Annotated in this window: 16 protein-coding genes and 5 pseudogenes; 10 read left to right on the top strand and 11 right to left on the bottom strand. The window is 48.5% G+C overall.

Features of this window, described 5'->3' with window-relative positions; genetic code table 11:
• Nucleotides 1–6: 6 nt before the first annotated feature.
• Complete coding sequence (locus ATN88_RS12730; RefSeq protein ID WP_067416360.1) at nucleotides 7–765, bottom strand: Nif3-like dinuclear metal center hexameric protein; 759 nt, start codon at nucleotides 763–765, stop codon at nucleotides 7–9.
• A 115-nt stretch (nucleotides 766–880) separates the two neighbouring features.
• On the opposite strand from ATN88_RS12730, the gene ATN88_RS12725 reads away from it, so the two are divergent.
• Entirely contained in the window at nucleotides 881–1588 is a 708-nt protein-coding gene (locus tag ATN88_RS12725) for a DUF1853 family protein (protein WP_232313166.1), read from the top strand.
• A 115-nt stretch (nucleotides 1589–1703) separates the two neighbouring features.
• On the opposite strand, the gene pgm is transcribed toward ATN88_RS12725, so the two are convergent.
• Nucleotides 1704–3350 carry a phosphoglucomutase (alpha-D-glucose-1,6-bisphosphate-dependent) gene (gene pgm, locus ATN88_RS12720; RefSeq protein WP_067416357.1) on the bottom strand — a complete coding sequence of 549 codons (1647 nt, stop codon included), beginning with the start codon at nucleotides 3348–3350 and terminating at the stop codon, nucleotides 1704–1706.
• A gap of 125 nt (nucleotides 3351–3475) precedes the next feature.
• A complete protein-coding gene (gene seqA, locus ATN88_RS12715) occupies nucleotides 3476–4021 on the bottom strand; it encodes a replication initiation negative regulator SeqA (protein WP_067416354.1) in 546 nt (181 codons plus the stop codon).
• A 100-nt stretch (nucleotides 4022–4121) separates the two neighbouring features.
• On the opposite strand from seqA, the pseudogene ATN88_RS12710 reads away from it, so the two are divergent.
• The 3 pseudogenes from ATN88_RS12710 (at nucleotide 4122) to fldA (ending at nucleotide 5809) form a co-directional block, all read left to right on the top strand.
• Nucleotides 4122–4894: pseudogene (locus ATN88_RS12710) on the top strand (alpha/beta fold hydrolase).
• 59 nt (nucleotides 4895–4953) lie between these two features.
• Nucleotides 4954–5174 (top strand): annotated as a pseudogene (locus ATN88_RS12705) (DUF2788 domain-containing protein).
• Between the two features lie 109 nt (nucleotides 5175–5283).
• A pseudogene (gene fldA / locus ATN88_RS12700) lies at nucleotides 5284–5809 on the top strand (flavodoxin FldA).
• Nucleotides 5810–5888: 79 nt separating this feature from the next.
• On the opposite strand, the gene ATN88_RS12695 reads toward fldA, so the two are convergent.
• Nucleotides 5889–6377 (bottom strand): DUF4442 domain-containing protein, encoded by a 489-nt coding sequence (locus ATN88_RS12695; protein WP_067416351.1) that lies wholly within the window; start codon nucleotides 6375–6377, stop codon nucleotides 5889–5891.
• A gap of 195 nt (nucleotides 6378–6572) precedes the next feature.
• Between ATN88_RS12695 and fur the strand changes: the two genes are divergently transcribed.
• The gene (gene fur / locus ATN88_RS12690) at nucleotides 6573–7016 is read left to right on the top strand and encodes a ferric iron uptake transcriptional regulator (protein WP_067416348.1); all 444 of its coding nucleotides are present in this window, start codon (nucleotides 6573–6575) and stop codon (nucleotides 7014–7016) included.
• Nucleotides 7017–7079: 63 nt separating this feature from the next.
• Here fur and glnS read toward each other — a convergent pair whose 3' ends face one another.
• The 3 genes from glnS to nagE all read right to left on the bottom strand — a co-directional run bounded on the left by glnS (nucleotide 7080) and on the right by nagE (nucleotide 13179).
• The gene (gene glnS, locus ATN88_RS12685; protein ID WP_067416345.1) at nucleotides 7080–8747 is read right to left on the bottom strand and encodes a glutamine--tRNA ligase; all 1668 of its coding nucleotides are present in this window, start codon (nucleotides 8745–8747) and stop codon (nucleotides 7080–7082) included.
• Nucleotides 8748–8906: 159 nt separating this feature from the next.
• Nucleotides 8907–11585, bottom strand: a complete 2679-nt coding sequence (locus tag ATN88_RS12680) for a beta-N-acetylhexosaminidase (protein ID WP_067416341.1) — start codon at nucleotides 11583–11585, stop codon at nucleotides 8907–8909.
• A 97-nt stretch (nucleotides 11586–11682) separates the two neighbouring features.
• Entirely contained in the window at nucleotides 11683–13179 is a 1497-nt protein-coding gene (nagE, locus tag ATN88_RS12675; protein WP_067416338.1) for an N-acetylglucosamine-specific PTS transporter subunit IIBC, read from the bottom strand.
• Between the two features lie 265 nt (nucleotides 13180–13444).
• Here nagE and nagB point away from each other — a divergent pair, with 265 nt between their 5' ends.
• The 5 genes and pseudogenes from nagB (at nucleotide 13445) to asnB (ending at nucleotide 20255) form a co-directional block, all read left to right on the top strand.
• Nucleotides 13445–14245: a glucosamine-6-phosphate deaminase gene (nagB, locus tag ATN88_RS12670; protein ID WP_067416335.1), complete on the top strand. Its 801-nt coding sequence runs from the start codon at nucleotides 13445–13447 to the stop codon at nucleotides 14243–14245.
• Between the two features lie 15 nt (nucleotides 14246–14260).
• Nucleotides 14261–15396, top strand: a pseudogene (gene nagA / locus ATN88_RS12665) (N-acetylglucosamine-6-phosphate deacetylase).
• A 7-nt stretch (nucleotides 15397–15403) separates the two neighbouring features.
• A complete protein-coding gene (gene nagC / locus ATN88_RS12660; protein ID WP_067416332.1) occupies nucleotides 15404–16618 on the top strand; it encodes a DNA-binding transcriptional regulator NagC in 1215 nt (404 codons plus the stop codon).
• Nucleotides 16619–16767: 149 nt separating this feature from the next.
• Nucleotides 16768–18334, top strand: a pseudogene (locus ATN88_RS12655) (cation:proton antiporter domain-containing protein).
• Between the two features lie 247 nt (nucleotides 18335–18581).
• Nucleotides 18582–20255 (top strand): asparagine synthase B, encoded by a 1674-nt coding sequence (gene asnB / locus ATN88_RS12650; protein ID WP_067416329.1) that lies wholly within the window; start codon nucleotides 18582–18584, stop codon nucleotides 20253–20255.
• A gap of 297 nt (nucleotides 20256–20552) precedes the next feature.
• On the opposite strand, the gene ATN88_RS12645 is transcribed toward asnB, so the two are convergent.
• From ATN88_RS12645 to htpG, 4 genes are all read right to left on the bottom strand, one after another.
• On the bottom strand, nucleotides 20553–21860 hold the full coding sequence (locus tag ATN88_RS12645; protein WP_067416326.1) for an inosine/guanosine kinase: 1308 nt from the start codon (nucleotides 21858–21860) through the stop codon (nucleotides 20553–20555).
• 149 nt (nucleotides 21861–22009) lie between these two features.
• Nucleotides 22010–22981, bottom strand: a complete 972-nt coding sequence (hemH, locus tag ATN88_RS12640; protein WP_067416324.1) for a ferrochelatase — start codon at nucleotides 22979–22981, stop codon at nucleotides 22010–22012.
• 134 nt (nucleotides 22982–23115) lie between these two features.
• Nucleotides 23116–23760: an adenylate kinase gene (adk, locus tag ATN88_RS12635; protein WP_067416321.1), complete on the bottom strand. Its 645-nt coding sequence runs from the start codon at nucleotides 23758–23760 to the stop codon at nucleotides 23116–23118.
• Between the two features lie 131 nt (nucleotides 23761–23891).
• Nucleotides 23892–25799, bottom strand: coding sequence for a molecular chaperone HtpG (gene htpG, locus ATN88_RS12630; protein WP_067416317.1), 1908 nt, complete (start codon nucleotides 25797–25799; stop codon nucleotides 23892–23894).
• Nucleotides 25800–25943: the final 144 nt, after the last annotated feature.

Genomic DNA, 25943 nt, shown 5'->3' with positions numbered 1-25943 from the left:
TTGCGATCAAACCGGGTTATCGATGTCGATGAATGTCACATCTAAACCGTGTTCATTCGCCAGCCATTCGCCCAACGCCTTAATACCGTATCGCTCAGTAGCATGGTGACCAGCTCCAAAATAATGAATGCCCTGCTCTCTCGCTGAAAAAGTAGTGCGTTCTGACACTTCACCTGAAATAAATGCATCCATGCCTTTGCTGGCAGCTAAATCAATAAAGTCCTGACCACCGCCCGTACACCAACCAATGCGTGAAATCAGCGCATCACTTCCACTTTCAATATGAAGCGGCTTACGCGACAGACATTTCTCGATATGTTCAGCAAACGCTTCAGCCATCATTGGTGTTGGCAGTTCACCCCAGACGGCCACCGAGTTCGGGTTCCCATCTTCCAGACCGCCTTTTTGCTCAATGTCCAAAAGCTTTGCTAGCTGCGCGTTGTTACCCACTTCAGGGTGAACATCCAATGGCAGGTGGTAGGCATAAAGATTGATACCGTTCTCAATCAACGCCTTGATACGCTTGAATTTCATGCCACGCAAAGGCTCTGCTTCTCCACGCCAGAAATAGCCATGGTGAACCAAAATCGCATCTGCTTTCTGTTCGATGGCCGCATCAATCAACGCCTGACACGCCGTGACACCCGTTACGATTTTCATCACTGACGCTTTGCCCTCGACTTGCATGCCGTTTGGACAATAGTCTTTAATCGCAAACGGCTTTAAATATCCGTTTAAAATACTTTCAAGTTCGATGTTATTCATTTCGCTTCCTGAATCAGGCGTTGTTATTTATTAATTGTCATTCTAACTGTCTCCTTCGTGCAGGTGAACCTTGATTGCGGTAAGCTCCTTTTACTTAGAAAGAAAAGGATGTCGAATGTTTGCCGACAAAGACCAAGTTCAAAGAGATTTGGCATGGATTCGTCATGCCAGCAGCGTTGTAGAGTTAGACCCAACCCTCTATGTATCGCGCGACTTTTGGAACAAGCTGCCAGATATTCCCGCCGCATCCTATGAAGGGGGTCACCGCATTGGTTTTTATTACCAGTGGCTTATTCAGCAATGTTTGAAAGCCAGCGCAGACCATTCGCTCGTGGCTGAAGAAATTCAGGTCGAAGACGAAGGGCGAACAATTGGGGCGGTCGACTTTGTCGTGAAAAACGGTAGCAATACACTGGAACATTGGGAAGTTGCCATCAAGTTTTATCTTGCGTTTGGTGACGACTGGTATGGCCCCAACGCAAAAGACACTCTATCGAAGAAGCTTGCCAAAATGCTCAATCAGCAACTTGCGCTGAGCGACACTGAGGCATACCAGCGCACATATCCTGACTTTCCGATCACCAAACGAAAGCTTTTGATGCAAGGAAGGCTGTTCACCAACCCGTTCTTAACTGACGACGCGCATCCAGCCGCAGTAAAAATTAATTCGAAAGCCGTATCAGGCACTGGTGTTGGCCACATCAAGTGCCTGAAAATAAAACCTTCTATCAACTCGCGCGTCACCAATGGATGTGTGCGCCAGATATCGCTGAGCTACCCCTTTATTCTCTCAACAAAGACTTGCGCCGCGCAGTGCACCTGATTGATGAAAACGGAACGCATTGGTTTATCGTCCCAGAAGGTTGGCCAAATAAAAGCGAGTAAAGTCGGGTACAAAAAAGCCACCTCGTAAGGTGGCTTTCTTCTTCATCTATCGCTTACAGACCTGCGTTTTTAAACACATCGCTGACGATTTGCTTTGCTTCTTCCTGAATTTGACGAAGATGCTCATCGCCTTTGAAGCTCTCGCAGTAAATCTTGTAAATGTCTTCTGTACCTGATGGGCGTGCAGCAAACCAACCAAACTCAGTCACCACTTTCAGACCGCCGATCGCTTGGCCGTTACCTGGTGCGTGCGTCAGCTTAGCGATGATGTCATCGCCCGCCATGGTTGTTGCCGTCACCATCTCCGCAGACAGTTTGCTCAACACAGCTTTTTGCTCGCCGTTTGCCACAGCTTGCAGACGTGCATAGCTAGATTCGCCAAATTTTGCCGCCAGCTCATCGTAGTACTGCTGTGGGTTCTTGCCCGTTACCGCAGTGATTTCCGCAGCAAGCAGGCACAGCAATATGCCGTCTTTGTCGGTTGCCCAAGGCGTGCCGTCTTTACGAAGGAATGACGCACCTGCACTTTCTTCACCACCGAAGCCCAACTCACCAGAATACAGGCCGTCTACGAACCACTTGAAACCGACTGGTACTTCACACAGTTTGCGGCCAAGGCTAGCAACAACTTTGTCGATGATCGCGCTTGATACTAGTGTTTTACCAACACCCACTTCACTGCCCCATTGTGGACGGTGTTGGTAGAGGTAGTCGATACACACAGCCAAGTAATGGTTCGGGTTCATCAAGCCGCTAGGCGTCACGATGCCGTGGCGATCAAAGTCTGGGTCATTACCAAATGCCAGATCAAACTGGTCTTTGTACTCCAGAAGTCCTGCCATCGCAGATGGCGATGAACAGTCCATGCGGATCACGCCATCTTTATCCAACGACATGAAGCGGAAAGAAGGATCAATCGCGTCGTTAACCAGAGTGATATCCAGTTCAAAGTGCTCAGCGATCGCTTTCCAATAGTCAATGCCTGAACCGCCCAAAGGATCCACGCCCAATTTCAGGCCCGCTTTTTTGATTGCCGCCATATCGACGACTTGATCCAGCTCTTGTACGTAAGGCATCACCAGATCGGTTTCGACGAACAGATCACTCGCGGTTGCTTCCGCGAACGACATGCGGCGAACGCCTTCAAGGCCTGCTGCAATCAAAGCGTTGGCACGGGTTTCAATCGCTTTTGTCAGCTCGCCTTCTGCCGGGCCACCGTGCGGCGGGTTGTATTTAATGCCGCCATCTTGAGGTGGGTTGTGAGACGGCGTGATCACAATACCGTCTGCTTTGTCAGCATTGGATTTGTTGTAACCCAAAATCGCGTGAGAAATACCAGGCGTTGGCGTGTAGCCGCCTTTTTCCTGCGCAATCACTTTCACGCCATTTGCCACCAGCACTTCTACCACAGAGCAAAATGCAGGCTCAGACAGCGCGTGAGTATCTTTACCCACGAACAGTGGGCCAGTAAAACCTTGCTCGGCACGAACATCTGCAACCGCTTGTGCAATTGCCAGGATATGGTGTTGGTTGAAGGTCGATTTATCCGCGCTGCCGCGGTGACCTGACGTACCAAACTCCACTTTGTGCGCAGGGTTTGCTGGGTCTGGTGTCAATTGGAAATAGTTGGAAACCAACAGGGGAATATTGTGCAAATCACTTTGCTGCGCGCGCTGACCCGCGCGTTCACTACTAGCCATGACTTTCGCATCCTTTCAGAAACGTTATAAAACAAATACAAGTAGAGGCTCGTCAATGACAGAGCCCCTATAAATTCTTTTCTATTTGAACGTAAACCAAGTGTTCACTTTGAAACCGCTGGACGTTAGATCTCGCCAACCACTTTTTCAGTGATGTCGTTGGTGAAGCCCATTTTGGTCATCAGTTGCTCAACCATCTGACGCTTACGGCCAGTATTGGTGTTCGTGATAACCCAGAACGGCGTGCCCGGAATGTGCTTAGGCTTGGTAGTTTTACCGCTTTCAAGCAGCGTCTGCTCGTTATCGGCAAAATAGACGCGCGTGCGGCCTTTCAGTGCCGTTGCTTCTGAGAAAGCCGAATCATCAATGCGGTACAACGTCGACAGAACCAGCATAAAGCGGCCAATTGCCTTCTCTTGTACTGCGAATTCGTCTGAGATCAACAAGGAGCGCATTTCTTTCACGCGATCAACTGTGTCGCTCTTACCCGCATCTTTACTGACAACAATTCCCTTCGGTTTCTGAGCAGGGACCAATGTTGCAACGGGTTGTTGCTCCATCTGCGGTGCCATTAGAAGTCTACGCAGGATGTCCGATGCACTTTCGCCAATGTGCTGTGTTTGGCTGGCAATGTACCGGTATAGCTCTTCATCAACCTCAATTGTCTTCATCGTTCGATCATCGTGTCCTAATTTCAATTCAACGGGGCGATTATACAGAGTTAGACAGGTATACTCTACGGCAAACGATTCATATTGAGAGAAAACATCGGTGTTTTTGAACTTTAAGATCCAAGGCGATGGCGAACCATTGCTTCTGATCCATGGGCTGTTTGGCAGTTTGGATAACTTAGGTGGTTTGGCTCGCGTTTTGGCAGATCAATACAAGGTCTATCAGATTGATCTTCCCAACCACGGTCTGTCACCTCGTAGCGAGAATGTCGATTATGCATCACAAGCCGAGGCGGTGATGGCGTTTGTCGATCAACACGATCTTTCACGTGTCTCTGTGGTCGGCCACTCCATGGGCGGCAAGGTCGCAATGATGATGGCAACGCGCTTCCCTGAGCGAATCGATCAGTTGGTTGTGATGGATATCGCGCCAGTTACTTATCACGTTCGCCGCCACGACAATGTCTTTGCAGGTCTTAATGCATCCAAACAACAACCGATGGCAAACCGCAAAGAGGCAGAAGCCAAACTGGCCGAACACATTGTTGACCCTGGCGTGCGTCAGTTCCTGCTGAAATCACTCGGTCGCCAAGAAGATGGGACTTATGATTGGCGGTTTAACGTTGAAGCTCTCGAAGCGAATTATGACGATATCACTGGCTGGTCAAATATCGGCACGTTTGAAGGCAAAACGCTGTTTTTGAAAGGCGGAGAATCTGACTATATTGCCGCAGAGCATCGCGATGCGATCGAGTCACAATTCCCGAACGCTAAAGCCCATGTTGTCGCCAATACCGGTCATTGGTGCATGCTGAAAAACCAGATACCGTTGCGCGTGTGATCACTCGCTTTTTAACAAAGTCTGAGCGTTAACAGACAGATGGCAGTTATGCTATAGTTCGCGCGTTTAGGGATCCGACAGGGAGGCGGACATGCTGTACGAGCACTTTGAACTGCTCGAAAAGATTGGCTAGATTTGTTATTCGCAGGCATATTCTTTTTCATCGGTATGGCAATCAAGGATGTGCTGAACGAAGGAAACGTACCGCCATTTGGACGCAGAATTGTCTGGTTGGTTCTTTTCCTCGGCTGCGCAGGATTTATTACCAAAGGCGTGATTCAAATTTTTTGGGAAGGTGTTGGCGTCGGCTAACGGCTTCCTACGTATATAAAGCAGTGAGAAGGCATTAGCTTCTCCTACACTTTACTTTGCGAGATGTGTATATTGCATCTCAGTGAACAGAACATAGGTATTCTCGATTATGGCAAGCGTAGGTCTCTTCTTTGGCAGCGATACAGGTAACACTGAAGCCATTGCAAGATGATTCAAAAACAACTGAGCAAAGAAATGGTCCACGTTCAGGACATCGCTAAGAGCAGCAAAGAAGACATCGATAACTTCGATCTTCTGCTTCTGGGCATCCCAACTTGGTACTACGGTGAAGCACAGTGTGATTGGGATGACTTCTTCCCTGAGCTGGAAAAAGTTGACTTCTCTACCAAGCTGGTAGCGATTTTCGGTTGTGGCGACCAAGAAGACTACGCAGAGTACTTCTGTGATGCGATGGGTACCATCCGTGACATCGTAGAATCGAAAGGCGGCACCATCATCGGTCACACGTCGACCGAAGGTTACGAGTTTGAAGCGTCTAAAGCACTGGTTGATGACAACACGTTTGTTGGCCTGTGTGTTGATGAAGACCGTCAACCAGACTAACTTCACAGCGCGTTGAAAACTGGGTTAAACAAATCCACGAAGAAATGTGCCTGTCTGAGCTGGAAGACTAATCTTCCCAAGACATGAAGTAGAAACGCGCCTTCTGGGCGCGTTTTTTGTTTTCAGCAATACATGTCATCAACAGCCGCATCATGTCGTTTGTGTTTGCTCACCCTCGCGGTATTTCGGTTTCTTACGAACGTAAAGCACCCTTTTTACTTGGCTTACCACATCCCCTTCGGCATCTAACACGTTCACCACAAACTCCGGAAACACCTTCTCACCATTTTCCGTTCCATGGCGAATGGCAGATAACGCATCATCCGAAATAACAAAGTCCGCGAACAAATCCGTGTTGCCCGGCTTAATGAAATTGATATCGGCTTCTTTGTCCCACACGTAATATTGCTCGCGGAGAATCCCCATCAACATCAATGCATAAACAGGGTCTGTCATCGAAAAGATGCTGCCACCATACTGGGTACGGTTGGCGTTTTTATTCCACCAACGGAGTTTTAACCTGACCTTTACTTCCCGAAAGTCTTCAGAAATCGACAGGATTTTGATGCCCGCCCCCCAAAACGGCGGCCAAACATTTAGCGCAAACTTCACGACCTTGGGTTTATAAAATTTGTACACGTGAATTCCTTTTCTGGTCTAACCAGTTTTATCGTGCCACTTTTCTATAACAGCTACAAGCCGCAAAACCGACCAAACAACTCAGATATTTGTATTATGAGACTGGCGGCGGCTTATCACATTTGTTACGCTAGTTATCAATTTTTCCCGTTCTCAATACACTCAAGGGAAAAGCAATTACGTAGGAAGAACCGGATGTCAGATAACAATAAGGCATTGAAAGACGCAGGACTTAAAGTCACCCTGCCTCGATTGAAAATCTTAGAAGTCTTGCAAGAGCCGGACTGTCAGCACATCAGCGCAGAAGATCTTTATAAGAAGCTGATCGACATCGGTGAAGAAATCGGTCTCGCGACCGTATACCGTGTTTTGAACCAATTTGACGATGCAGGGATTGTTACTCGTCACCACTTCGAAGGCGGTAAGTCAGTATTTGAACTGGCAACGCAACTGCACCATGACCACCTCGTTTGTCTGGATTGCGGTCAAGTTATCGAGTTTCGTGATGACGTTATCGAACAGCGTCAGCACCAAATCGCAGAGAAGTTTAACATCCGCCTGACCAACCACAGCCTGTACTTGTACGGCCACTGTCTGAAAGGCGACTGCAAAACCGATCCAAAGTTACACGATGCATAATCGTTAAAATGAATAAAAAAAACCGGAGCCTTGGCTCCGGTTTTTTATTTCGTGCGATTCAGATTAGTCGCCGATTTTCGCCCAAGTATCACGCAGGCCCACAGTACGGTTAAATACCAGTGCGTCATCTTTGCTGTCTTTGCGATCAGCACAGAAGTAACCCATGCGTTCAAACTGGAAGCCTTGTTCTGCAGCCGCTGCTTTCAGGCTTGGCTCAACGTAACCACGCACCACTTTCAGTGATTCAGGGTTAATGGTCGCTGCGAAGTCATCCGCCGCACCTGGGTTTGGTACAGTGAACAGACGATCGTACAAACGGAATTCAGCCTCAACACCTGCATCAGCAGATACCCAGTGAATCACGCCTTTCGCTTTACGGCCATCTGCTGGATCTTTACCCAAGGTTTCTGGATCGTAAGTACAGTAAACGGTCGTTACGTTGCCGTTTTCGTCTTTCTCACAACGCTCTGCTTTTACGTAGTATGCGTTACGCAGACGTACTTCTTTACCCAGAACCAAACGCTTGTACTTCTTGTTCGCTTCTTCGCGGAAGTCTTCAGCTTCAATCCAGATTTCGCGGCTGAACGGCACTTCACGCTCACCCATTTCTGGTTTGTTTGGATGGTTTGACGCGCTCAGGGTTTCAATTTCACCCTCTGGGAAGTTCTCGATAACCAGTCTGATTGGATCAAGAACCGCCATTGCACGCGGTGCGTTGTCGTTCAGATCATCACGAACGCAAGACTCCAGCGAGCTCATCTCGATGGTGTTGTCTTGCTTAGTTACACCGATACGCTTACAGAATTCACGAATTGCTGCTGGCGTGTAGCCGCGACGACGCAGACCAGAGATGGTTGGCATACGTGGGTCGTCCCAACCGTTTACCAAGTTCTCGCTCACCAGTTGGCTCAGCTTACGCTTAGACATCACGGTGTATTCAAGATTCAGACGGCTGAACTCGTACTGACGTGGCTGACATTCAATGGTGATGTTATCCAACACCCAGTCGTACAGACGACGGTTGTCTTGGAATTCCAGCGTACACAGGCTGTGTGTAATGCCTTCGATCGCATCTGAAATACAGTGGGTAAAATCGTACATCGGGTAGATGCACCACTTGTCGCCAGTCTGGTGGTGATGCGCAAAACGCACACGGTACAGAACAGGATCACGCATAACCATAAATGGTGATGCCATGTCGATTTTCGCACGCAGACACGCTTTGCCTTCTGCGAACTCACCGTTCTTCATTTTCGCGAACAGCTCAAGGTTTTCCTCAACGCTGCGATCGCGGAATGGGCTGTGTTTACCTGGTGCAGTCAGGGTACCGCGGTATTCACGGATCTCATCTGGGCTTAGCTCTTCAACATAAGCCAGACCCTTTTCGATAAGCTCAACAGCGTAGCCGTGCAGACGATCGAAATAGTCAGATGAGTAGCAAACCTCGCCATCCCACTGGAAACCCAACCAGTTCACGTCGTCTTTGATTGACTCAACAAACTCGATGTCTTCTTTCTCTGGGTTAGTGTCGTCAAAACGCAGGTTACATTGACCCTGGTAGTCTTTTGCGATGCCAAAGTTCAGACAGATCGATTTTGCGTGTCCAATGTGCAGATAACCATTTGGTTCTGGTGGAAAACGCGTGTGAACTGTGGTGTGTGCACCACTCGCCAAATCTTTATCGATGATTTGACGGATAAAATTGGTTGGACGAGCCTCAGACTCACTCATCAAATTTACCTCGTAGGAAGATCCGGATACGAAATTTTTAAAATTAACGCCCAATGATCCACGATCAGGGCGGTTTACTCAACCACTACTGAACGTAGAAGCACCAATTGAACAAAAAAAAGCCCGCGAAGTGCGGGCTTTGAGTTGATGAGGACGAAATTACAGAGAAACTGCGCGACCTTCGCGTTGTTTGTCTGCGCTCAACGCACGTACTTTTACGTTGCTCGCATCTTCAATCGCTACTGGTGCAGAGTAATCAGTCCAAGATTTGCCACCGTCTACAGAGTACTGCAGAGGCAGGCCTGGCATGCTGATGTTCATGTGCAGGGTACCTTGCTCCATGATTGCACCTGGTACTGGGATACGGTATTGGATGCCTGCCGCGTCCAGTTTCGCCATTTCACGCTGACCCATTACGTTAGCAAAGCGTGTCCAGTCTTGTAGCTGTGCATCTTTGTCAACGTGAGTGGTTTGCTGGTTGAACTGCTTACCTGCTTGGTAATCCAGTTCCCAGTCAGCTTTGTGCCACGCACGCTCAGCCGCTGCGATAACGCGTGGGAATACCATGTACTCGTACTGCTCGTCAGTACGCACAGTTTCACTCCACAGTTGTGCAGACAGACCGTAGAAACCGTCGTTGTGATCTACAGTGCCTTTACCGTTGAAGCCGTTACCATCACGGTCAACAGAGGTTTCAGCGTTCTGAGGCAGGTTCTCTGGTGCGAATCCGAACATCTTACGCGTATCGGTTGCACGCGTTGCCCAGTAGTAGCCGCGCTCTTTCGGGTCAACTTCGTAAGGCATGTCCATGTACACGTAGTCTGGGTTAGATACGATCATGTCGTAGCCTTTAGCTGCCCAGTCGTACGCAGACGCATCACCGCCCCAGTACAGAACGTCCCAGAAGTTAACGCGAGTGTTCTTGGTGTCGAACGCTGACGCATCTTTCGAGTACTTCAGGCCGTCTTGCCATGCTTGGAAGTTTTCAATGCCGTGCTCTGCAACCACACCACTGACTTTCTCAGCAAAGTAGCTTGGCAGGTGACCGAAATCAGACACTACGCCTTCTTCAATCAGTTTTTGACACATTGGTGACTTCGCGAATGGCTTGTCTTGTTGGCTCAGGTCGATAGAACCTTTCCATGCAACTGGCTCTGCCGCGTTGATGTCTTGGAAGCCAGCATTTAGCTTGATGTTCTTCGCTTCGTCACCACCGAAGTGCCAGGTGCTCAGAGGCATGCCAGCTTCGTCGTGCATCGCTTTCACTTCAGTGATCACTTTGTTCACGAAGTTCAGAGAAGAATCCATACATGGGTTTACGAAGCTGCGCTTGTCGTAGAACTGTACGGTCGTTACGTTTGATGTGTCCATTGGATCCATCAGACGGAATTCTTCAGCTTTCGCCAGATCGCCCTGCTCTGCGTATTTCTTGTAACGCGCTTCCATAGAAACCACTGCTGCACGTGAGTGTGCTGGCATGTCGATTTCTGGGATCACTTCGATGCCACGCGCTTTCGCGTGCTCAAGAATTTCGATGTAATCCGCTTTAGAGAAGAAACCTGAACCGAAGTTGTCGCTGTCTGGACCTGAGCCCAGTTGTGGCAGCAGACATGACGTTTCAGACAGATCGTGACAACGCTCTGCACCCACGTCAGTCAGCTCTGGCAGACCTGGGATTTCCAAACGCCAACCTTCATCGTCGGTCAGGTGAAGGTGCAGTTTGTTCAGCTTGTACGCCGCCATTTGGTCAACGGTGCGCAGGATAGCTTCTTTTGAGTGGAAGTTACGCGCAACGTCTACCATCACACCACGGTATTGGAAACGTGGCGCATCTTCGATAGCAACCCAAGGCAGAACCTCAGCATCGCCTTTGCTCATCAGAGCCAGCATAGATTGCAGACCGTAGAACGCACCCACGCTATCGTAACCCAGCACGTCAACACCCGCTGCGTTGATTGCCAGTTTGTATGCGCCAGAAACTGCTTCTTCGCCTTCAAACGCTTTTGCATCAACGTTGATGTTAAGAGCTACGTCGCCCTTAACGTTAACGTCTAGCAGCTCTGCTCGCTCTTCAAACGCCGCCAGTTGCGCTGCGTCCAACGCATTGTTGGTGATCGCGAAACCGCCAGCAACGTTCAGCTCACCGCGCATTTGACGCGCTTTCAGTGGTGTTGGAATGATTGCTGCTTCGATTGCACCTTCAGACAGGGCTTCTACATCGCTGTTTTTCGCAAAACGTGATGCCGCAGTCGCTAGGATGTTGTTGTCTTCTGGAACACGCTTGTATTCGTTACCTTCAATTTCCGACACAAACGCATCCACGTTTTCAGTGTTCAGAGACTCGATAGCTTTTGGCGTTGCGTCGCCTGAAACAACGTATGCACGTGGCATAAAGTCAGTTTCAAACAGCGTCCAGTATTCTTGAATTAGGGGGATTTCAATCGTTTCGCCAGCAGCAAAGCCTTTGAAAGATTCAGTTGGCGTCAGCACATACAGGTCACCTGTGATGTGTTCAATAGTGAAGTCTTTGTTCGCCACTTCTAGGATAACGCGGATGCTGTGCAGGTAGATTTTCCAATCGTTGCTTTCAACAGCGTCACCGTCGTTCACCACGGTCATGGTGATTTCGTTACAAGATGCCCACTCAGCACCCATTTCCTGACATGCCATGCCTTCTTGCACACCGTGGTTCGTCACGATGTCGTAGCTGATGTTCAGTTGAGAAGACAGTGCATCTACGATGTTTTGCTGTGGTGAGCCTGACTGCAGAGTACCGCAACCAGTCAGGCCTGCTGCAATAGCCGCAGACAGCATTCCAAGCTTAAACGTTTGTTTCATATTACATTTTCCCTACGAATATGGCCGAAAAAGGCCCAAAAAAAGCCGACCCCCTAAAAGGGCCGGCCATATTGACTGTTTAGTCAGTATTTCTTAATTAAGGCAGTTTTACGTCAGACAGGTCTTCAGTAGTGCCGACTTTCTTCATTTCGCCAGCAACGATTTCTGCCAGTGGACCCAGGATAACTTGCAGGTTATTGGTGCCCAGTTTAACAACGCCCATTGCACCCAGTGCTTTCAGCGTTTTCTCGTCGATTTGGCTGCCGTCTTTAACAGTCAAGCGCAGACGAGTGATACATGCATCGATGTTAGTCAGGTTGTCGTGACCACCCAGAGCTTTCAGGTATTGGCGAGCCAGGATACCAGTCTCTTGTGAACCGGTCACACCTTCAGAAGACGCGTCGTCATCCAGGTCTTCACGCCCAGGAGTTGCCAGGTTGAATTTCACGATTGCAGTGCGGAATACTACGTAGTAAACGCTTGCGAATACCAGACCTTGAACAATCAGCATGTACCAGTCTTTCGCCAGCGGGTTACGAGTAGACAGAACCATATCTACCAGACCTGCTGAGAAGCCGAAGCCAGCAATCCACTGCATAGATGCTGCGATGTATACAGAGATACCAGTCAGCAATGCGTGCAGTACGTACAGGCCTGGAGCCAGGAACATGAATGAGAATTCTAGAGGCTCAGTAACACCAGTGAAGAAAGATGCGAACGCAGCCGCCAGCATGATAGATGCTACTTTCTCTTTGTTTTCTGGCTTAGCAGTGTGGTAGATAGCCAGAGCCGCACCAGGCAGACCGAACATCATGATTGGGAAGAAACCAGCTTGGTACATACCTGTTACACCAACAGTTGCAGTACCTTCAGCGATAGATTTCGCGCCACCCAGGAAGTTAGGGATGTCGTTGATGCCCGCTACGTCAAACCAGAATACTGAGTTCAGAGCGTGGTGCAGACCAACAGGGATCAGAAGACGGTTGAAGAACGCGTATACACCCGCACCCACTTCGCCCATACCTTGGATGCCTTCACCGAAGCTTACCAGACCACCGTAAACAGTTGGCCATACGTACATCAGGATAAATGCAATGAAGATACCAGCAACAGAAGTCAGGATAGGAACCAGACGCTTACCAGAGAAGAACGCCAATGCTTTGTGCAGTTCAACAGAAGAGAAACGGTTGTACAGCTCAGCAGAAACGATACCAACTAGGATACCCACGAATTGGTTGTTGATCTTGCCAAACGCTGCAGGAACAGAGCTTGGGTCAATACCTTGAATCTGAGCAACCGCACCCGGTGCAAGCAGAGTGGTAACAACCAAGAAACCAACGAAACCTGACAGTGCAGCTGCACCATCTTTATCTTTAGACATACCGTACGCAACACCAACCGCGAACAGTACAGACATATTGTCGATGATTGCCGCACCAGCTTTGATCAAGAATGCAGCCAGTGCGCTGTTCGCACCCCAGCCATTCGGGTCAATCCAGTAACCGACACCCATTAGAATTGCAGCAGCAGGAAGCACGGCAACAGGTACCATCAGTGCTTTACCTACTTTTTGGAAGTAACCGAGAATATTCACCTTTGTTCCCCCTATAGTGGTTATTTCTCAGAGTTGTAATGACAACATTGGATTTTATTTACTATCCAATGTGAGTCAGTGGCAGTGTATTCCATTAATTTCGCCCCGCAAATTAAAACGAATGCAATTGTGATTATTGTCACTCAAAACAATATGAGATCCGGTTTTTTGCTAGCACGCTCATAAAACTTATTTTATGATGAAAACTAAGATGCAAATCGATTACCATTGAATCAGATTTTGAATTAACTATAGAGGTGTCGCTGTGAGACTTATCCCGCTACAAACTGCACATGAAGTAGGCCTTTGGTCAGCACGTTATATCGTTGATGCAATTAACAAATTTGCACCAACGGAAGATCGCCCGTTTGTTCTGGGTCTGCCAACAGGCGGTACACCTCTGAACACTTACAAGCAACTGATTCAGCTTCATAAGCAAGGCGAAGTAAGCTTCAAACACGTTGTGACGTTCAACATGGACGAGTACTGCGGTATCCCTGCAGACCACCCAGAGTCATACCGTTCATTCATGTACAACAACTTCTTCAATCACATTGATATTCAAGAAGAAAACATCAACCTGCTGAACGGCAACGCTGAAGACCACATGGTTGAGTGCAAACGCTACGAAGACAAAATCAAGTCTTACGGTAAAATCAACCTGTTCATGGGCGGCATCGGTAACGACGGCCACATCGCATTCAACGAGCCAGCTTCTTCTCTGTCTTCACGTACTCGTATCAAGACACTGACTGAAGACACGCGTATTGCTAACTCTCGTTTCTTTGACAACGACATCAACCAAGTGCCAAAACACGCACTGACTATCGGTGTTGGTACTCTGCTTGACGCAGAAGAAGTGATGATTCTGATCACTGGCCACAACAAAGCACTGGCTCTGCAAGCAGCGGTTGAAGGTTCTGTGAACCACCTTTGGACTGTTTCTGCTCTTCAGCTTCACCCTAAAGCACTGATGGTTTGTGACGAGCCTTCAACTGCTGAGCTGAAAGTGAAGACTGTTAAGTACTTCCAAGAGCTAGAAGCTCAAAACATTAAAAACCTGTAAGGTAAGGAAGTCTTCATGTACGCACTGATTAACTGCCGTATTTTTACTGGTAGCGAAGTGCTGGACAATCATGCCGTCATCATTGATGGCGGCCTGATCCAGAACATTTGCCAAGAAAAAGATCTGCCAGAAGGCATTGAGACCCGTTCTCTGGACGGTGCTTACCTCACTCCTGGCTTCATCGACCTGCAGCTGAACGGCTGTGGTGGTGTGATGTTTAACGACCAGGTGACGGCGGACACCATCCGTACTATGCACTTGGCAAACCTGAAATCAGGTTGCACCAGCTTCCTACCAACGCTGATCACCTCTTCAGACGAAGACATGAAAGCGTCGGTAAAAGCGATTCGTGATTACCAAGAGCAATACCAACACGAAGCACTGGGTCTGCACCTTGAAGGTCCGTACCTGAACGTCGCGAAAAAAGGTATTCACAGCGTTGACTACATCCGTCGTTCAGACGATGCGATGATTGACTTCATCACTGCGAACTCAGACGTTGTTACCAAAGTAACGCTGGCACCTGAGCTGACACCAGCAGAACACATCGAGAAACTGGCTGCAGCGGGTATCGTTGTATCTGCGGGTCACACTAACGCAAGTTATGTGGAAGCGCGTGAAGGCTTCAAAGCGGCATCACGTTCGCCACTCACCTGTTCAATGCGATGACACCAATCGCTGGTCGCGAACCAGGTATGGTAGGCGCAATCTACGACACACCTGAGGTTTACACGGGTGTGATTGCTGATGGTTTCCACGTTGATTACGCGAACATTCGCATTGCCCACAAACTGAAAGGTGAAAAACTGGTTCTGGTTACCGATGCAGCAGCGCCTGCAGGAGCCGACATGGATCACTTTATTTTTGTTGGTAAGAAAGTATATTACCGAGATGGTAAGTGTGTTGATGAAAACGGCACGCTTGGCGGTTCGGCATTGACCATGATTGAAGCAGTACAGAACTCTGTCGAACATGTAGGTATCGCTTTGGATGAAGCGGTTCGCATGGCAACACTGTACCCTGCATGTGCTATCGGTATGGAAAACAAGCTTGGCCGTATCAAGAAAGGATACGTGGCTAACTTGGCTGTGTTCGACCGTGATTTCAATGTCAAAGCGACGGTAGTTAACGGCGAATACACATTGAATTAGGACATTTATGACTGGCGGACAAATCGGTAACGTAGATCTGGTTAAACAGCTAAACGGTGCCGCCGTTTATAGACTCATCGACCAGCAAGGTCCGATTTCTCGAATACAGATTGCTGATGTGAGCAGCCTCGCTCCAGCAAGTGTCACTAAAATAACCCGCCAGTTGCTTGAGCGCGGCCTCATCAAAGAGGTTGCGCAACAAGCGTCCACCGGAGGTCGACGAGCTATCTCGTTGACCACCGAGTGTGCACCTTTCCATTCCCTCGCAGTTAGACTTGGACGTGACCGCATTGAATTAGCGCTCTTCGACCTGTCTGGAAAGTTACTGGCCGCACACGAAGAAGCATTCCATTATCCCAGCCAAGAAGCACTGATTGAAGGCCTTCTTCATCACTTGCATAGCTTCCTTGCTTCCAAACAAGACGTACTCAAAGAGCTGATTGCCGTGGCAATTTCGCTGCCAGGTCTGGTAGATGCAGAAACCGGTATCGTCGAATACATGCCACATATTTCGATCGACAAATTACCGTTAAGTGACTTAATTCGCGACGAATTCGGTGTGCAATGTTTCATCGGAAATGACACGCGTGGTCAGGCACTTGCAGAACATTATTTCGGGGTGAGTAAAAATTACTTCGACACGCTTCTCGTCAGTGTTCACAACGGTGCAGGCGCAGGTATCATCGTCAACGGACAGGTGTTTTTGGGCTACAACCGCAACGTTGGTGAGATTGGCCATATCCAAATCGACCCATTGGGCAAGAAATGCCAGTGCGGTAACTTTGGTTGCTTAGAAACCGTGGCGTCTAACCCTGCAATTATCGAACATGCGCAGCAACTTTTGGCTCAAGGCCATGAGAGTATGCTGCAAGGCAAACAAGATTTAGACGTGTCAGACATTTGTCGTGCAGCGGTTGCTGGCGATGAACTGGCACGACAAGTACTGGTGAAGGTCGGCAATCACTTGGGTAAAGCAATTGCAATGACGATTAACCTGTTCAACCCACAACAAGTGGTTATTTCTGGTGAAATCACCGAAGCGAAAAGCGTGGTGTTCCCGGCAATCCAACGTTGTGTTGAGAATCAGTCTCTGCGCACTTTCCATCAAAACCTGCCAATTGTTGCCGCGGGCCTATCAGCGACACCAACATTAGGTGCGTTTGCTTTGGTTAAGCGTGCAATGCTCAATGGCGCACTTCTTCAAAAACTTTTAGAAGACTGATTTTACTTCTCTGCAACATCTCGTTTCAAAGGCGGCACTGGTTAAAGGTGCCGCCTTTGTTTTATCATGAGGTTATAAAAGCTAAATATATCTTTTAGTTAGCCCAATATTGCTAGCTCAAGCCCAAACTCAGGAAGAAACTCGATTTTATGGATCTCGCTATTATTGCTGTCGCTTTTTTAAGCGGCTTTCTCATGCTGCGCTGCCACATGCCGCCTTTGGTCGGCTTCCTTATTGCTGGCTTTGCGCTTCACGCTGTCGGATTTACCTCGACACCTCTTATTCAGTCATTAGCAGATCTTGGTGTCACCCTACTTCTGTTCACTATTGGCTTAAAGCTCGATGTCCGCTCACTCTTAAACAAAGAAATTTGGTTTGGCGCATCGCTACACAATCTGATGACCACGGCACTGTTTTCACTTTGCCTGATCGGTTTCAAAACCATTGGTTTGTCAGCGTTTCAAGACCTTGCCACTAACGAACTCGTACTTTTCGCTTTTGCCCTTTCCTTCTCAAGTACCGTTTTCGCCATTAAAGCCTTGCAAGAAAAAGGCGAGATGAACGCGACCTATGGCACACTGGCCATTGGTGTGCTCATCATGCAAGACATCTTCGCGGTGATTTTCCTGACCATCGCCTCGGGTAAAACACCGGGTATTGAAGCACTCATCTTATTTGGCCTGCCGCTGCTTCGCCCTGTGTTGTTCCGTTTTCTTGATAAAGCCGGTCACGGTGAAGTCCTTGTCCTATTTGGAATCTTCCTCGCGTTAGTGCTGGGTGCAGGCCTGTTTGATGCTGTTGGTATGAAGGCAGACTTAGGCGCATTGATCGTCGGGATGTTGATGGCGGGTCACCCTCGCGCTTCCGAGATGGCAAAATCCCTGTTCAACGTGAAAGAGCTGTTCCTCGTCTGCTTCTTCCTCAATATCGGTCTTTCTGAACAACCCACCATGCAAGTTGATGATTGCCCTTCTGCTGATGCTGTTACTGCCATTAAAGGGGTTGTTGTACTACCTCGTGTTTAATGGCTTTAAGTTCCGTGTTCGCACGTCATTGTTCGCTTCGTTAACTCTGTTCAACTACAGCGAATTTGGCCTGATTGTGGGTGGTATTGCTTACCAAATGGGTATGCTGCCTGGCAGTATCTTGGTTGCCATCGCGATAGCCGTATCTCTGTCGTTCATGATTTCTGCCCCATTAAATACCTTCAGCCACCGTATTTATGGCTCAGTCGCCAAATACTTCCACGATCCTGCACCTGAAGTGATTAACCACAACGATCAACTGATCGATCTGGGCAGAGCCAAAGTGGTGATCCTCGGTATGGGCCGTATCGGCAGCGGTGCATACGATGAAATGAACATGGCTTTTCCATCTCAAGTACTGGGTATCGAAGCGCGTGACGATTCGGTCGACCAGCACATTAGTGAAGGCCGCCATGTGATTCACGGCGATGCGACGGACCCGGACTTTTGGTCTCGTGTTACCTCGTCCAAGCATATCGAGATTATTCTTCTCGCCATGCCAAACAGTCAGGCAAACACCATAGCGATGGAACAGATTCAGGAGCTTGAATTCAAAGGCAAAGTGGCAGCGATCGCCCGATATGCTGACGAATTGGAGCAACTGCAAGAGCTTGGCGTAGATGCAGCCTTCAATATCTATCGAGAAGCTGGCTCAGGGTTCGCCCGCCACGTCAAAGAGCAGTTGTTGTAAGAACCACTTTGCAAGAATTTGTTATGGCCACTAATCATGCACATCGCAAAAGTGGCCAATTTTTCATCCGAGCCTAAATATTATTCAGCTAAAGCGCACTTTTGGTGAATGAAAACAAATCACCTGTCGTGTTTATTATTTTATTTTCCATAACAGGTTGCATTTTTTGCTCAGATTGGCAAATTGAGTTCAACACAAATTAGAAATACGTTAAGACAGCGTAAAAAAGGAAGTTTGAGAGGGATTTATGTGTTCTGTATTTGGCATCTTAGATATTAAATCCGATGCGACACCACTGCGTCAGACCGCACTGGAAATGTCAAAATTGCTGCGCCACCGCGGCCCTGATTGGTCCGGTATCTATGCGTCTGACCGCGCGATTCTCGCCCATGAGCGTTTGGCCATCGTTGGCCTGAACAGCGGTGCTCAGCCGCTTTATAGCCCAGATCGCAAACTGATCCTTGCTGTTAACGGCGAAATCTACAACCACAAAGAAATTCGCGCTCGCTATGAAGGCAAGTACGAGTTCCAAACTGATTCTGACTGCGAAGTTATCTTGGCGCTGTATCAAGATATGGGCGCAGACCTACTGGAAGAACTGAACGGTATCTTCGCCTTCGTTCTTTACGATGAAGAGAAAGACGAATATCTGGTTGGCCGTGACCACATCGGTATCATCCCGCTTTACCAAGGTTACGATGCACTGGGTAACTACTACGTTGCGTCTGAAATGAAGGCACTGGTTCCAGTATGTAGCAGTATCAGCGAATTCCCTCCTGGTAGCTACTACGGCTCAAGCGATGAAAAACCACAGCGTTACTACATTCGCGACTGGAATGAATTTGCCGCGGTTGAGAACAACACCACGAGTAAAGAAGAGCTAACAGAAGCACTGGAAGCTGCGGTGAAACGCCAGTTAATGACAGACGTGCCTTACGGTGTGCTTCTTTCTGGCGGTCTTGATTCATCAATCACGTCTGCCGTCGCTAAACGTTTTGCAGCAATGCGTATTGAAGACGACGAGAAGTCCGCAGCATGGTGGCCTCAACTTCACTCGTTTGCGATTGGCCTTGAAGGTGCGCCAGATCTGAAAGCTGCGCGTGAAGTCGCCGAACAAATTGGTACCGTTCACCACGAGATGACGTACACCATTCAAGAAGGTTTGGATGCCATCCGTGATGTGATTTATCACATTGAAACGTACGACGTAACCACCATTCGCGCATCGACGCCAATGTTCCTGATGGGACGTAAAATCAAAGCGATGGGTATCAAGATGGTTCTGTCTGGCGAAGGCGCAGATGAAATCTTCGGTGGTTACCTCTACTTCCACAAAGCACCGGATGCAAAAGAATTCCACGAAGAGACAGTTCGTAAGCTGCTTGCACTGAACATGTTTGACTGTGCGCGTGCGAACAAGTCTCTGGCTGCTTGGGGTGTTGAAGGTCGTGTTCCATTCCTTGATAAAGAGTTCATCGATGTGGCGATGCGCCTTAACCCGAAAGACAAGATGTGTGGCAACGGCAAAATGGAAAAACACATCCTGCGTGAGTGTTTTGAACATTACCTGCCAGAAGCCATCGCTTGGCGTCAGAAAGAGCAGTTCTCTGACGGTGTTGGCTACGGCTGGATTGATACGCTGCGCGCAGTTGCTGAAGAGAAAGTCACTGATCAGCAAATGGAAACGGCGAAGTTCCGCTTCCCATACAACACGCCACAAACCAAAGAGGCGTATGTATACCGCGAGATCTTTGAAGAGCTGTTCCCGCTGCCATCTGCTGTTGAATGTGTGCCTGGTGGCCCGTCAATCGCCTGTTCAAGCGCGAAAGCTATCGAATGGGATGAGAGCTTCAAAAACGCCGCAGACCCATCAGGTCGCGCTGTTGCCGCAGTACACAACGAAGCTTACAACAAAGCCTAATCGACAGATCAACGCCTATAAAAAAATCCGCCCAAGTGGCGGATTTTTTATCACTGCGATGTGCAATTTCAAAGTCATTGGCCTGAAGACAGGGCGACAATCGAACGAATCCCCGGTCACTTAGCAGGCTAAGTGACGGGGTTAGAGAAAGCAGTCAACGACCCTATTCTGGGTAATTTCAAAGTCATTGGCTTGAAGGCAAGGCAGCAAGCTTTCGAGTCAAAGGGAGCTTAGTCCACTAAGTGACCTTTGTGAGAAGGCGAAGCTAACGCTGTATTCATGTCAATGACGAAGAAATTAGCGTTCCCAGTAAGCCTCTTCCAGCGAATCTTCCTTCTCTGGCAGCGCACGCGACAAGCGTGGTGAGTGCTGCGCCAGTACTTCGTAACTTACGCGGTTTGCGTACTTACAAACTTGGGAGAAAGAACTGTAAGTCAAGAACGGGTAGTTGTGCTTGCTTGAGTTCGGCACGTTTTCACGGTGGTAGCGGTTTGCTGACATGTCGTGAAGTACGGCTGACAACGCGCCATCACCGGCACCGTTGGTGTTCTTGATGCGCTCTGGGCCACCCATGTATGGTGCAATGTGCGAGTAAACCTTGATTGGGTTTTCACAGTGCTTTTTCACCATTGGGCGGCTGAATTCGTATTGGTTAAATTCTGCAACTGTGCCTGGTAGCAATGGCAGCGAGGTTTCGCGCTTCGCATCGTTCTCTGTGTAGCCGGCCATGTACAGACCTACAGGACCTGCGGTACACAGAACCATGTCTACCCAATCCAGTGCTTTGTCAGCTGCCAACAGTGGATCCGCTTCGCCAGTCAGTGCTTCGCCTTCTTCTTCGTTCATCGCAACAACAGTAACGTGCTCAGACAAGAAGTCACGCCACCATTGTGGGTTTTGCTGAATCACGTATTTCGTGCCCAGGGTCATCACGACAGGAACGTCATACTTTTTCGCGTACTCGATGGCTTTCATGGTTGCTTCTGGCATTGGATCGCCTTCTTTACAACGAACAAGGTACGCTGTCAGAACCAATGCAGACGCGTTCTTGAACACGTGCTCTGGAATCGATTCTGGTTGGAGTTGGTTCATCAGACCTTCGCTGATTGCAAAGGTACGCTCGCCATCTTCACTGATCAACGCGTAGCAACGACCAATTGGGCCTTGTACTGCCTGCAGGTAGTTCAGATCCATACGGCTAGAGGTGTTACACAGATAACGGTAAGCGTAACTACCAATAGTGATGTCGCGGCTCATTACGCCCAGCAGGATAGATTTGTCATCCGCCAGTGTTGAGTAGTTGTGAAGGGTGTTGCCAATCGTGCCACCAGCAAATTCGTGGCTGATCATGTTGTTCTCTTTCAGCTCTTGGTAAAGCGCTTCTGCACGCTTGTCGTCAATCACCAAAGAGTGGCCTTTACTGAGCTCGTACTTCTTCACGAAGTCGTCGCTCACTTTCGCTTCGATATCTACCAGTGTCTGGTCAATACCGATAACACAAGGGCTTTTAAGCTTACGTTGTTCGCTTGCCTGAACAAGCAGCAATGGATCGCGCGCGTGCACAGGGAAATAGTGCTTAGACTTGCGTTGGCCTGGGAATTTCATGATTCGATGCGTCGTAGTAGTGGCGAAAAATGCGAATTCTATCACACACAATTGCAAGATAAATATATACGTTGCAAATTTACCCGAGTGAAATCTTCTCCACTCGGGTTTGTTTAGTATAGAGAATCACCACACTAACGCTGTGACAACTACCAGCCTTTGGTATGTCTTTCTACAAGATGACACATCATCTCAATGTGGGCAGGGGCATCGTTCAAGCAAGGGATGTAGTTGTATTCTTTGCCGCCGGCTTCCATGAAAGCGTCGCGATTTTGCTCTGCAATCTCTTCCAACGTCTCAAGGCAATCCACAGAAAACGCAGGTGTGATGATATCCAATCGCTCAATACCTTCTGATGGCAGTACCTCAAGGGTTTTGTCTGTGTAAGGCTGCAGCCATTCTTCACGGCCAAAGCGAGATTGGAACGTCATCTTCACTGGTACATCCGTATTCAAACGCGCTGCAAGTTTGCTTGTGGTTCCTTCGCAATGAGATGCGTATGGGTCGCCGTTATCTGCATAACGCTTTGGAATGCCGTGGTATGAACACACCAACATGTCTGGCTTACCGTTTTGCTCCCAGTGCGCCTCCACCGATTGCGCTAGGGCTTCGATGTAATCCTCTTCACTGTAGTAGTGATTGATAAAACGAAACTCTGGCAATGCCGGTTGTTGCTTGAGGGATTTCGCCAGTTTGTCGAAAATCGCTGCTGTGGTTGTTCTTGAGTACTGCGGGTAAAGCGGGAATACCAAGATTTTCTCACAGCCTCGCGCTGTCAGAGCTTCAACACCCGACTTCAGGCTCGGCGAGCCATAGGTCATGCCAAGCTCTACAGGCATGTTTAGCTTTGCTTCTAGAGCAGCTTGCTGGCGTTTGGAGTACACCATTAACGGTGACCCTTCCTCCATCCACACACTCTCATAAAGTTTTGCCACTTTTGGGGAGCGCACAGGCAGGATGATGCCATGCAGCAAAGGACACCAGAGCCAACGCGTCATGTCTACAACACGTTTGTCGTGAAGAAATTCGCCAAGAAAGGCTTTCACTGCTTTAGCGGTCGGTGCTTCTGGCGTTCCTAAGTTGGCCAGCAACACCCCTACTTTGTTTTGATTATTTTCCATTTCAACCTGCTTCAACAGTTAGTTACGCCAAAAAGAATACCATATCAGGCTAGACCAATACTCACCTGATGATTGATAAGATCAAAAAAGGGCAACCTTTCGATTGCCCTTTTTATCAAATCGACTTGCGTGTCTTACGACAGTGCTTTTTCGATTTCTGCGCTCACTTCGTCAACAAGCTTAGTACCGTCGAATTTCAGGTACTTAGTGTTGCCTGCTTCCGCTTCTTTTGAGTAGTAAGCGATCAGTGGCGCAGTTTGCTCGTGGTATACACCCAGACGTGCACGTACGGTCTCTTCTTTGTCGTCATCACGAACAACCAGATCTTCACCCGTTACGTCATCTTTGCCTTCAACTTTAGGCGGGTTGTAAACCACGTGGTAAGTACGACCAGATGCGATGTGAGCACGACGGCCAGCCATGCGCTCAACGATGACACTGTCAGCCACATCGAATTCCAGAACGTAATCAACGTCTACGCCGATTTCTTTCAGGCCATCCGCTTGAGGGATAGTGCGAGGGAAGCCGTCCAACAGGAAGCCCTTCGCACAGTCTTCTTGTGCAATGCGCTCTTTAACCAGACCCAGAATGATATCGTCAGACACCAATTGGCCCGCGTCGATAACTGCTTTCGCCTGTTTGCCCATTTCGGTGCCAGCTTTGATTGCCGCACGCAGCATGTCACCAGTCGAGATTTGTGGAATCCCGTATTTGTCCATGATGAACTGCGCTTGAGTTCCTTTACCTGCACCTGGAGCGCCCAGAAGAATGATGCGCATAGTTATCCCCTTTCTTTACTTTGGAGTGTTCGCAAAAAAATGCAAAATACACGGTTATGTAAACGCTATCAAGCCCAGCGGTCCTGCTGGGCTTGATAGTCTATGGTTATCTATTCAAAGCTGTGACGCAATTAGCCTTTAGTCAGAAGTTGATTCACGGCTGTCAGGAATTGAGACGGATCGTCCATTGCGCCACGTTCAGCCAGCATTGCTTGCCCCAACAACATTTCAACCCAACGTCCGAAAACAACCTCATCAGCTTCATCAGCCATTTGTTTCACCAAGGCATGCTCAGGGTTAAGCTCGAAAATATATTTTACTTCCGGTGCCTGCTGCCCTGCCGCTTCCAGCAATTTTGCCATCTGCGTACCCATTTCAAACTGATCGGTCACTACCACCGCTGGCGTACCAGAAAGCTTGAAAGTAGGACGCACATCTTTGACGCGGTCGCCCAAATAGGCTTTGGTGCGCTCAACCACAGAGCCGAATGCTTTTTCGGTTTCTTCGCGCTTCTCTTTCTCTGCGTCGTCTTCAAACTTACTCAGATCAAGATCCGCTTTGGTGATTGCTTGGAATTGCTTGCCATCAAACTCTGGCAGGTAACTCATCAGCCACTCATCGATACGGTCATACATCAGAATGACTTCGATGCCTTTCGCTTTAAATTGCTCAAGGTGCGGGCTATTTTTCGCCGCTTGATAGCTGTCCGCCGTCAGGTAATAAATCTTATCCTGCTCGTCTTTCATGCGCGACACGTAGCCAGTGAGCGACACAGTTTGTTCACTGCTGTCCGTGTTTGTTGATGCAAAACGTAGCAGACCGGCAATTTTCTCACGGTTCGAGAAATCTTCCGCTGGGCCTTCTTTTAGCACTAAGCCAAACTCTTTCCAGAAGCTCAGGTACTTGTCTGCATCATTGTTCGACATGCGCTCAAGCATGGTTAGCACACGCTTAGTACAGGCATTGCGAAGTGCTTGCGTAACTTTGTTGTCTTGCAGAATTTCACGCGACACGTTCAGCGGCAAATCGTTTGAATCGATTAGACCACGCACAAATCGCAAGTAGCTTGGCATGAATTGCGCAGCGTCATCCATGATGAATACACGCTGTACGTATAGCTTCAGACCATGCTTGTGTTCGCGATTGAACATATCCCACGGTGCTTTAGAAGGGATATAAAGCAAGCTGGTGTAGTCGTTCTTGCCTTCCACGCGGTTGTGGCTCCACTGAAGTGGGTCCGCAAAGTCGTGGGAGAGGTGCTTGTAGAATTCTTTGTATTCGTCATCAGAGATGTCTGATTTTGAGCGTGTCCACAGTGCTTGGGCTTTGTTTATCTTTTCCCACTTGCCTTGCTCGGTTTCATTGCCTTCTTCATCACGCTCTTTGGCCCACATCTCAACAGGAATGCCAATGTGGTCAGAATATTTGCCAATGACTTCGCGAAGACGCCAGTCATCTAAAAACTCTTTGTCTTCGTCACGAAGGTGCAAGGTAATGGAAGTACCACGCGAGGCTTTGTCGATGCTTTCGATGGTGTACTCGCCTTCGCCCGTCGATTCCCAGCGCACCGCTTCTGACGCATCAATGCCTGCCGCGCGTGTCTCTACAGAGACCTTGTCTGCAACGATAAATGCCGAGTAGAAACCTACACCGAACTGGCCAATCAATTGGCTATCTTTGGTTTGGTCATCAGAAAGCTGTTTGAAGAAATCGGCGGTGCCAGATTTTGCGATGGTACCGAGGTTATCAATCACCTCGTCTCGGCTCATACCAATACCATTGTCTTCAATGGTCAGTGTGCCCGCTTCTTTATTAACACTCAGGCGAACGCGAAGATCACCGTCGTTTTCATACAAACCCGCATCAGACAGTGCTTTGAAGCGCAGTTTGTCTGCCGCGTCTGATGCATTGGAAATTAATTCACGAAGAAAAATCTCTTTGTTCGAATAAAGAGAATGGATCATCAAATGAAGTAGTTGCTTCACTTCAGATTGGAAACCACGCGTTTCCTTACTTTGCAGAGTCGCTTGATCGCTCATTTTAACCCCAAACAAATGTGATTTTAGTTACTGTCTCTTTGTAGATAGGGTCGCAAGATTGCTTTTCAAGGCTCTTTAGGGATTTTTTCATTTGTTGAGGTCTTTTTCGCACTTCGAGTATAATCCTCTTCAATTACGCCTATA

It is taken from the genome of Enterovibrio coralii, assembly GCF_001559595.1.
GTDB classification, from domain to species: Bacteria; Pseudomonadota; Gammaproteobacteria; order Enterobacterales; family Vibrionaceae; genus Enterovibrio; species Enterovibrio coralii.
The sequence above is the reverse complement of the archived record's forward strand: the minus strand, read 5'-3'. Positions and strand labels throughout refer to the sequence as shown.

Bases quoted from the DNA above. Each gene is read 5' to 3' on its own strand.
- fur (WP_067416348.1), top strand. From the start codon at position 6,573: ATGTCAGATAACAATAAGGCATTGAAAGACGCAGGACTTAAAGTCACC.
- ATN88_RS12645 (WP_067416326.1), bottom strand. From the start codon at position 21,860: ATGAAATTCCCAGGCCAACGCAAGTCTAAGCACTATTTCCCTGTGCAC.
- glnS (WP_067416345.1), bottom strand. From the start codon at position 8,747: ATGAGTGAGTCTGAGGCTCGTCCAACCAATTTTATCCGTCAAATCATC.
- hemH (WP_067416324.1), bottom strand. From the start codon at position 22,981: ATGGAAAATAATCAAAACAAAGTAGGGGTGTTGCTGGCCAACTTAGGA.
- ATN88_RS12730 (WP_067416360.1), bottom strand. From the start codon at position 765: ATGAATAACATCGAACTTGAAAGTATTTTAAACGGATATTTAAAGCCG.
- ATN88_RS12680 (WP_067416341.1), bottom strand. From the start codon at position 11,585: ATGAAACAAACGTTTAAGCTTGGAATGCTGTCTGCGGCTATTGCAGCA.
- pgm (WP_067416357.1), bottom strand. From the start codon at position 3,350: ATGGCTAGTAGTGAACGCGCGGGTCAGCGCGCGCAGCAAAGTGATTTG.
- adk (WP_067416321.1), bottom strand. From the start codon at position 23,760: ATGCGCATCATTCTTCTGGGCGCTCCAGGTGCAGGTAAAGGAACTCAA.
- seqA (WP_067416354.1), bottom strand. From the start codon at position 4,021: ATGAAGACAATTGAGGTTGATGAAGAGCTATACCGGTACATTGCCAGC.
- nagC (WP_067416332.1), top strand. From the start codon at position 15,404: ATGACTGGCGGACAAATCGGTAACGTAGATCTGGTTAAACAGCTAAAC.
- ATN88_RS12725 (WP_232313166.1), top strand. From the start codon at position 881: ATGTTTGCCGACAAAGACCAAGTTCAAAGAGATTTGGCATGGATTCGT.
- asnB (WP_067416329.1), top strand. From the start codon at position 18,582: ATGTGTTCTGTATTTGGCATCTTAGATATTAAATCCGATGCGACACCA.
- htpG (WP_067416317.1), bottom strand. From the start codon at position 25,799: ATGAGCGATCAAGCGACTCTGCAAAGTAAGGAAACGCGTGGTTTCCAA.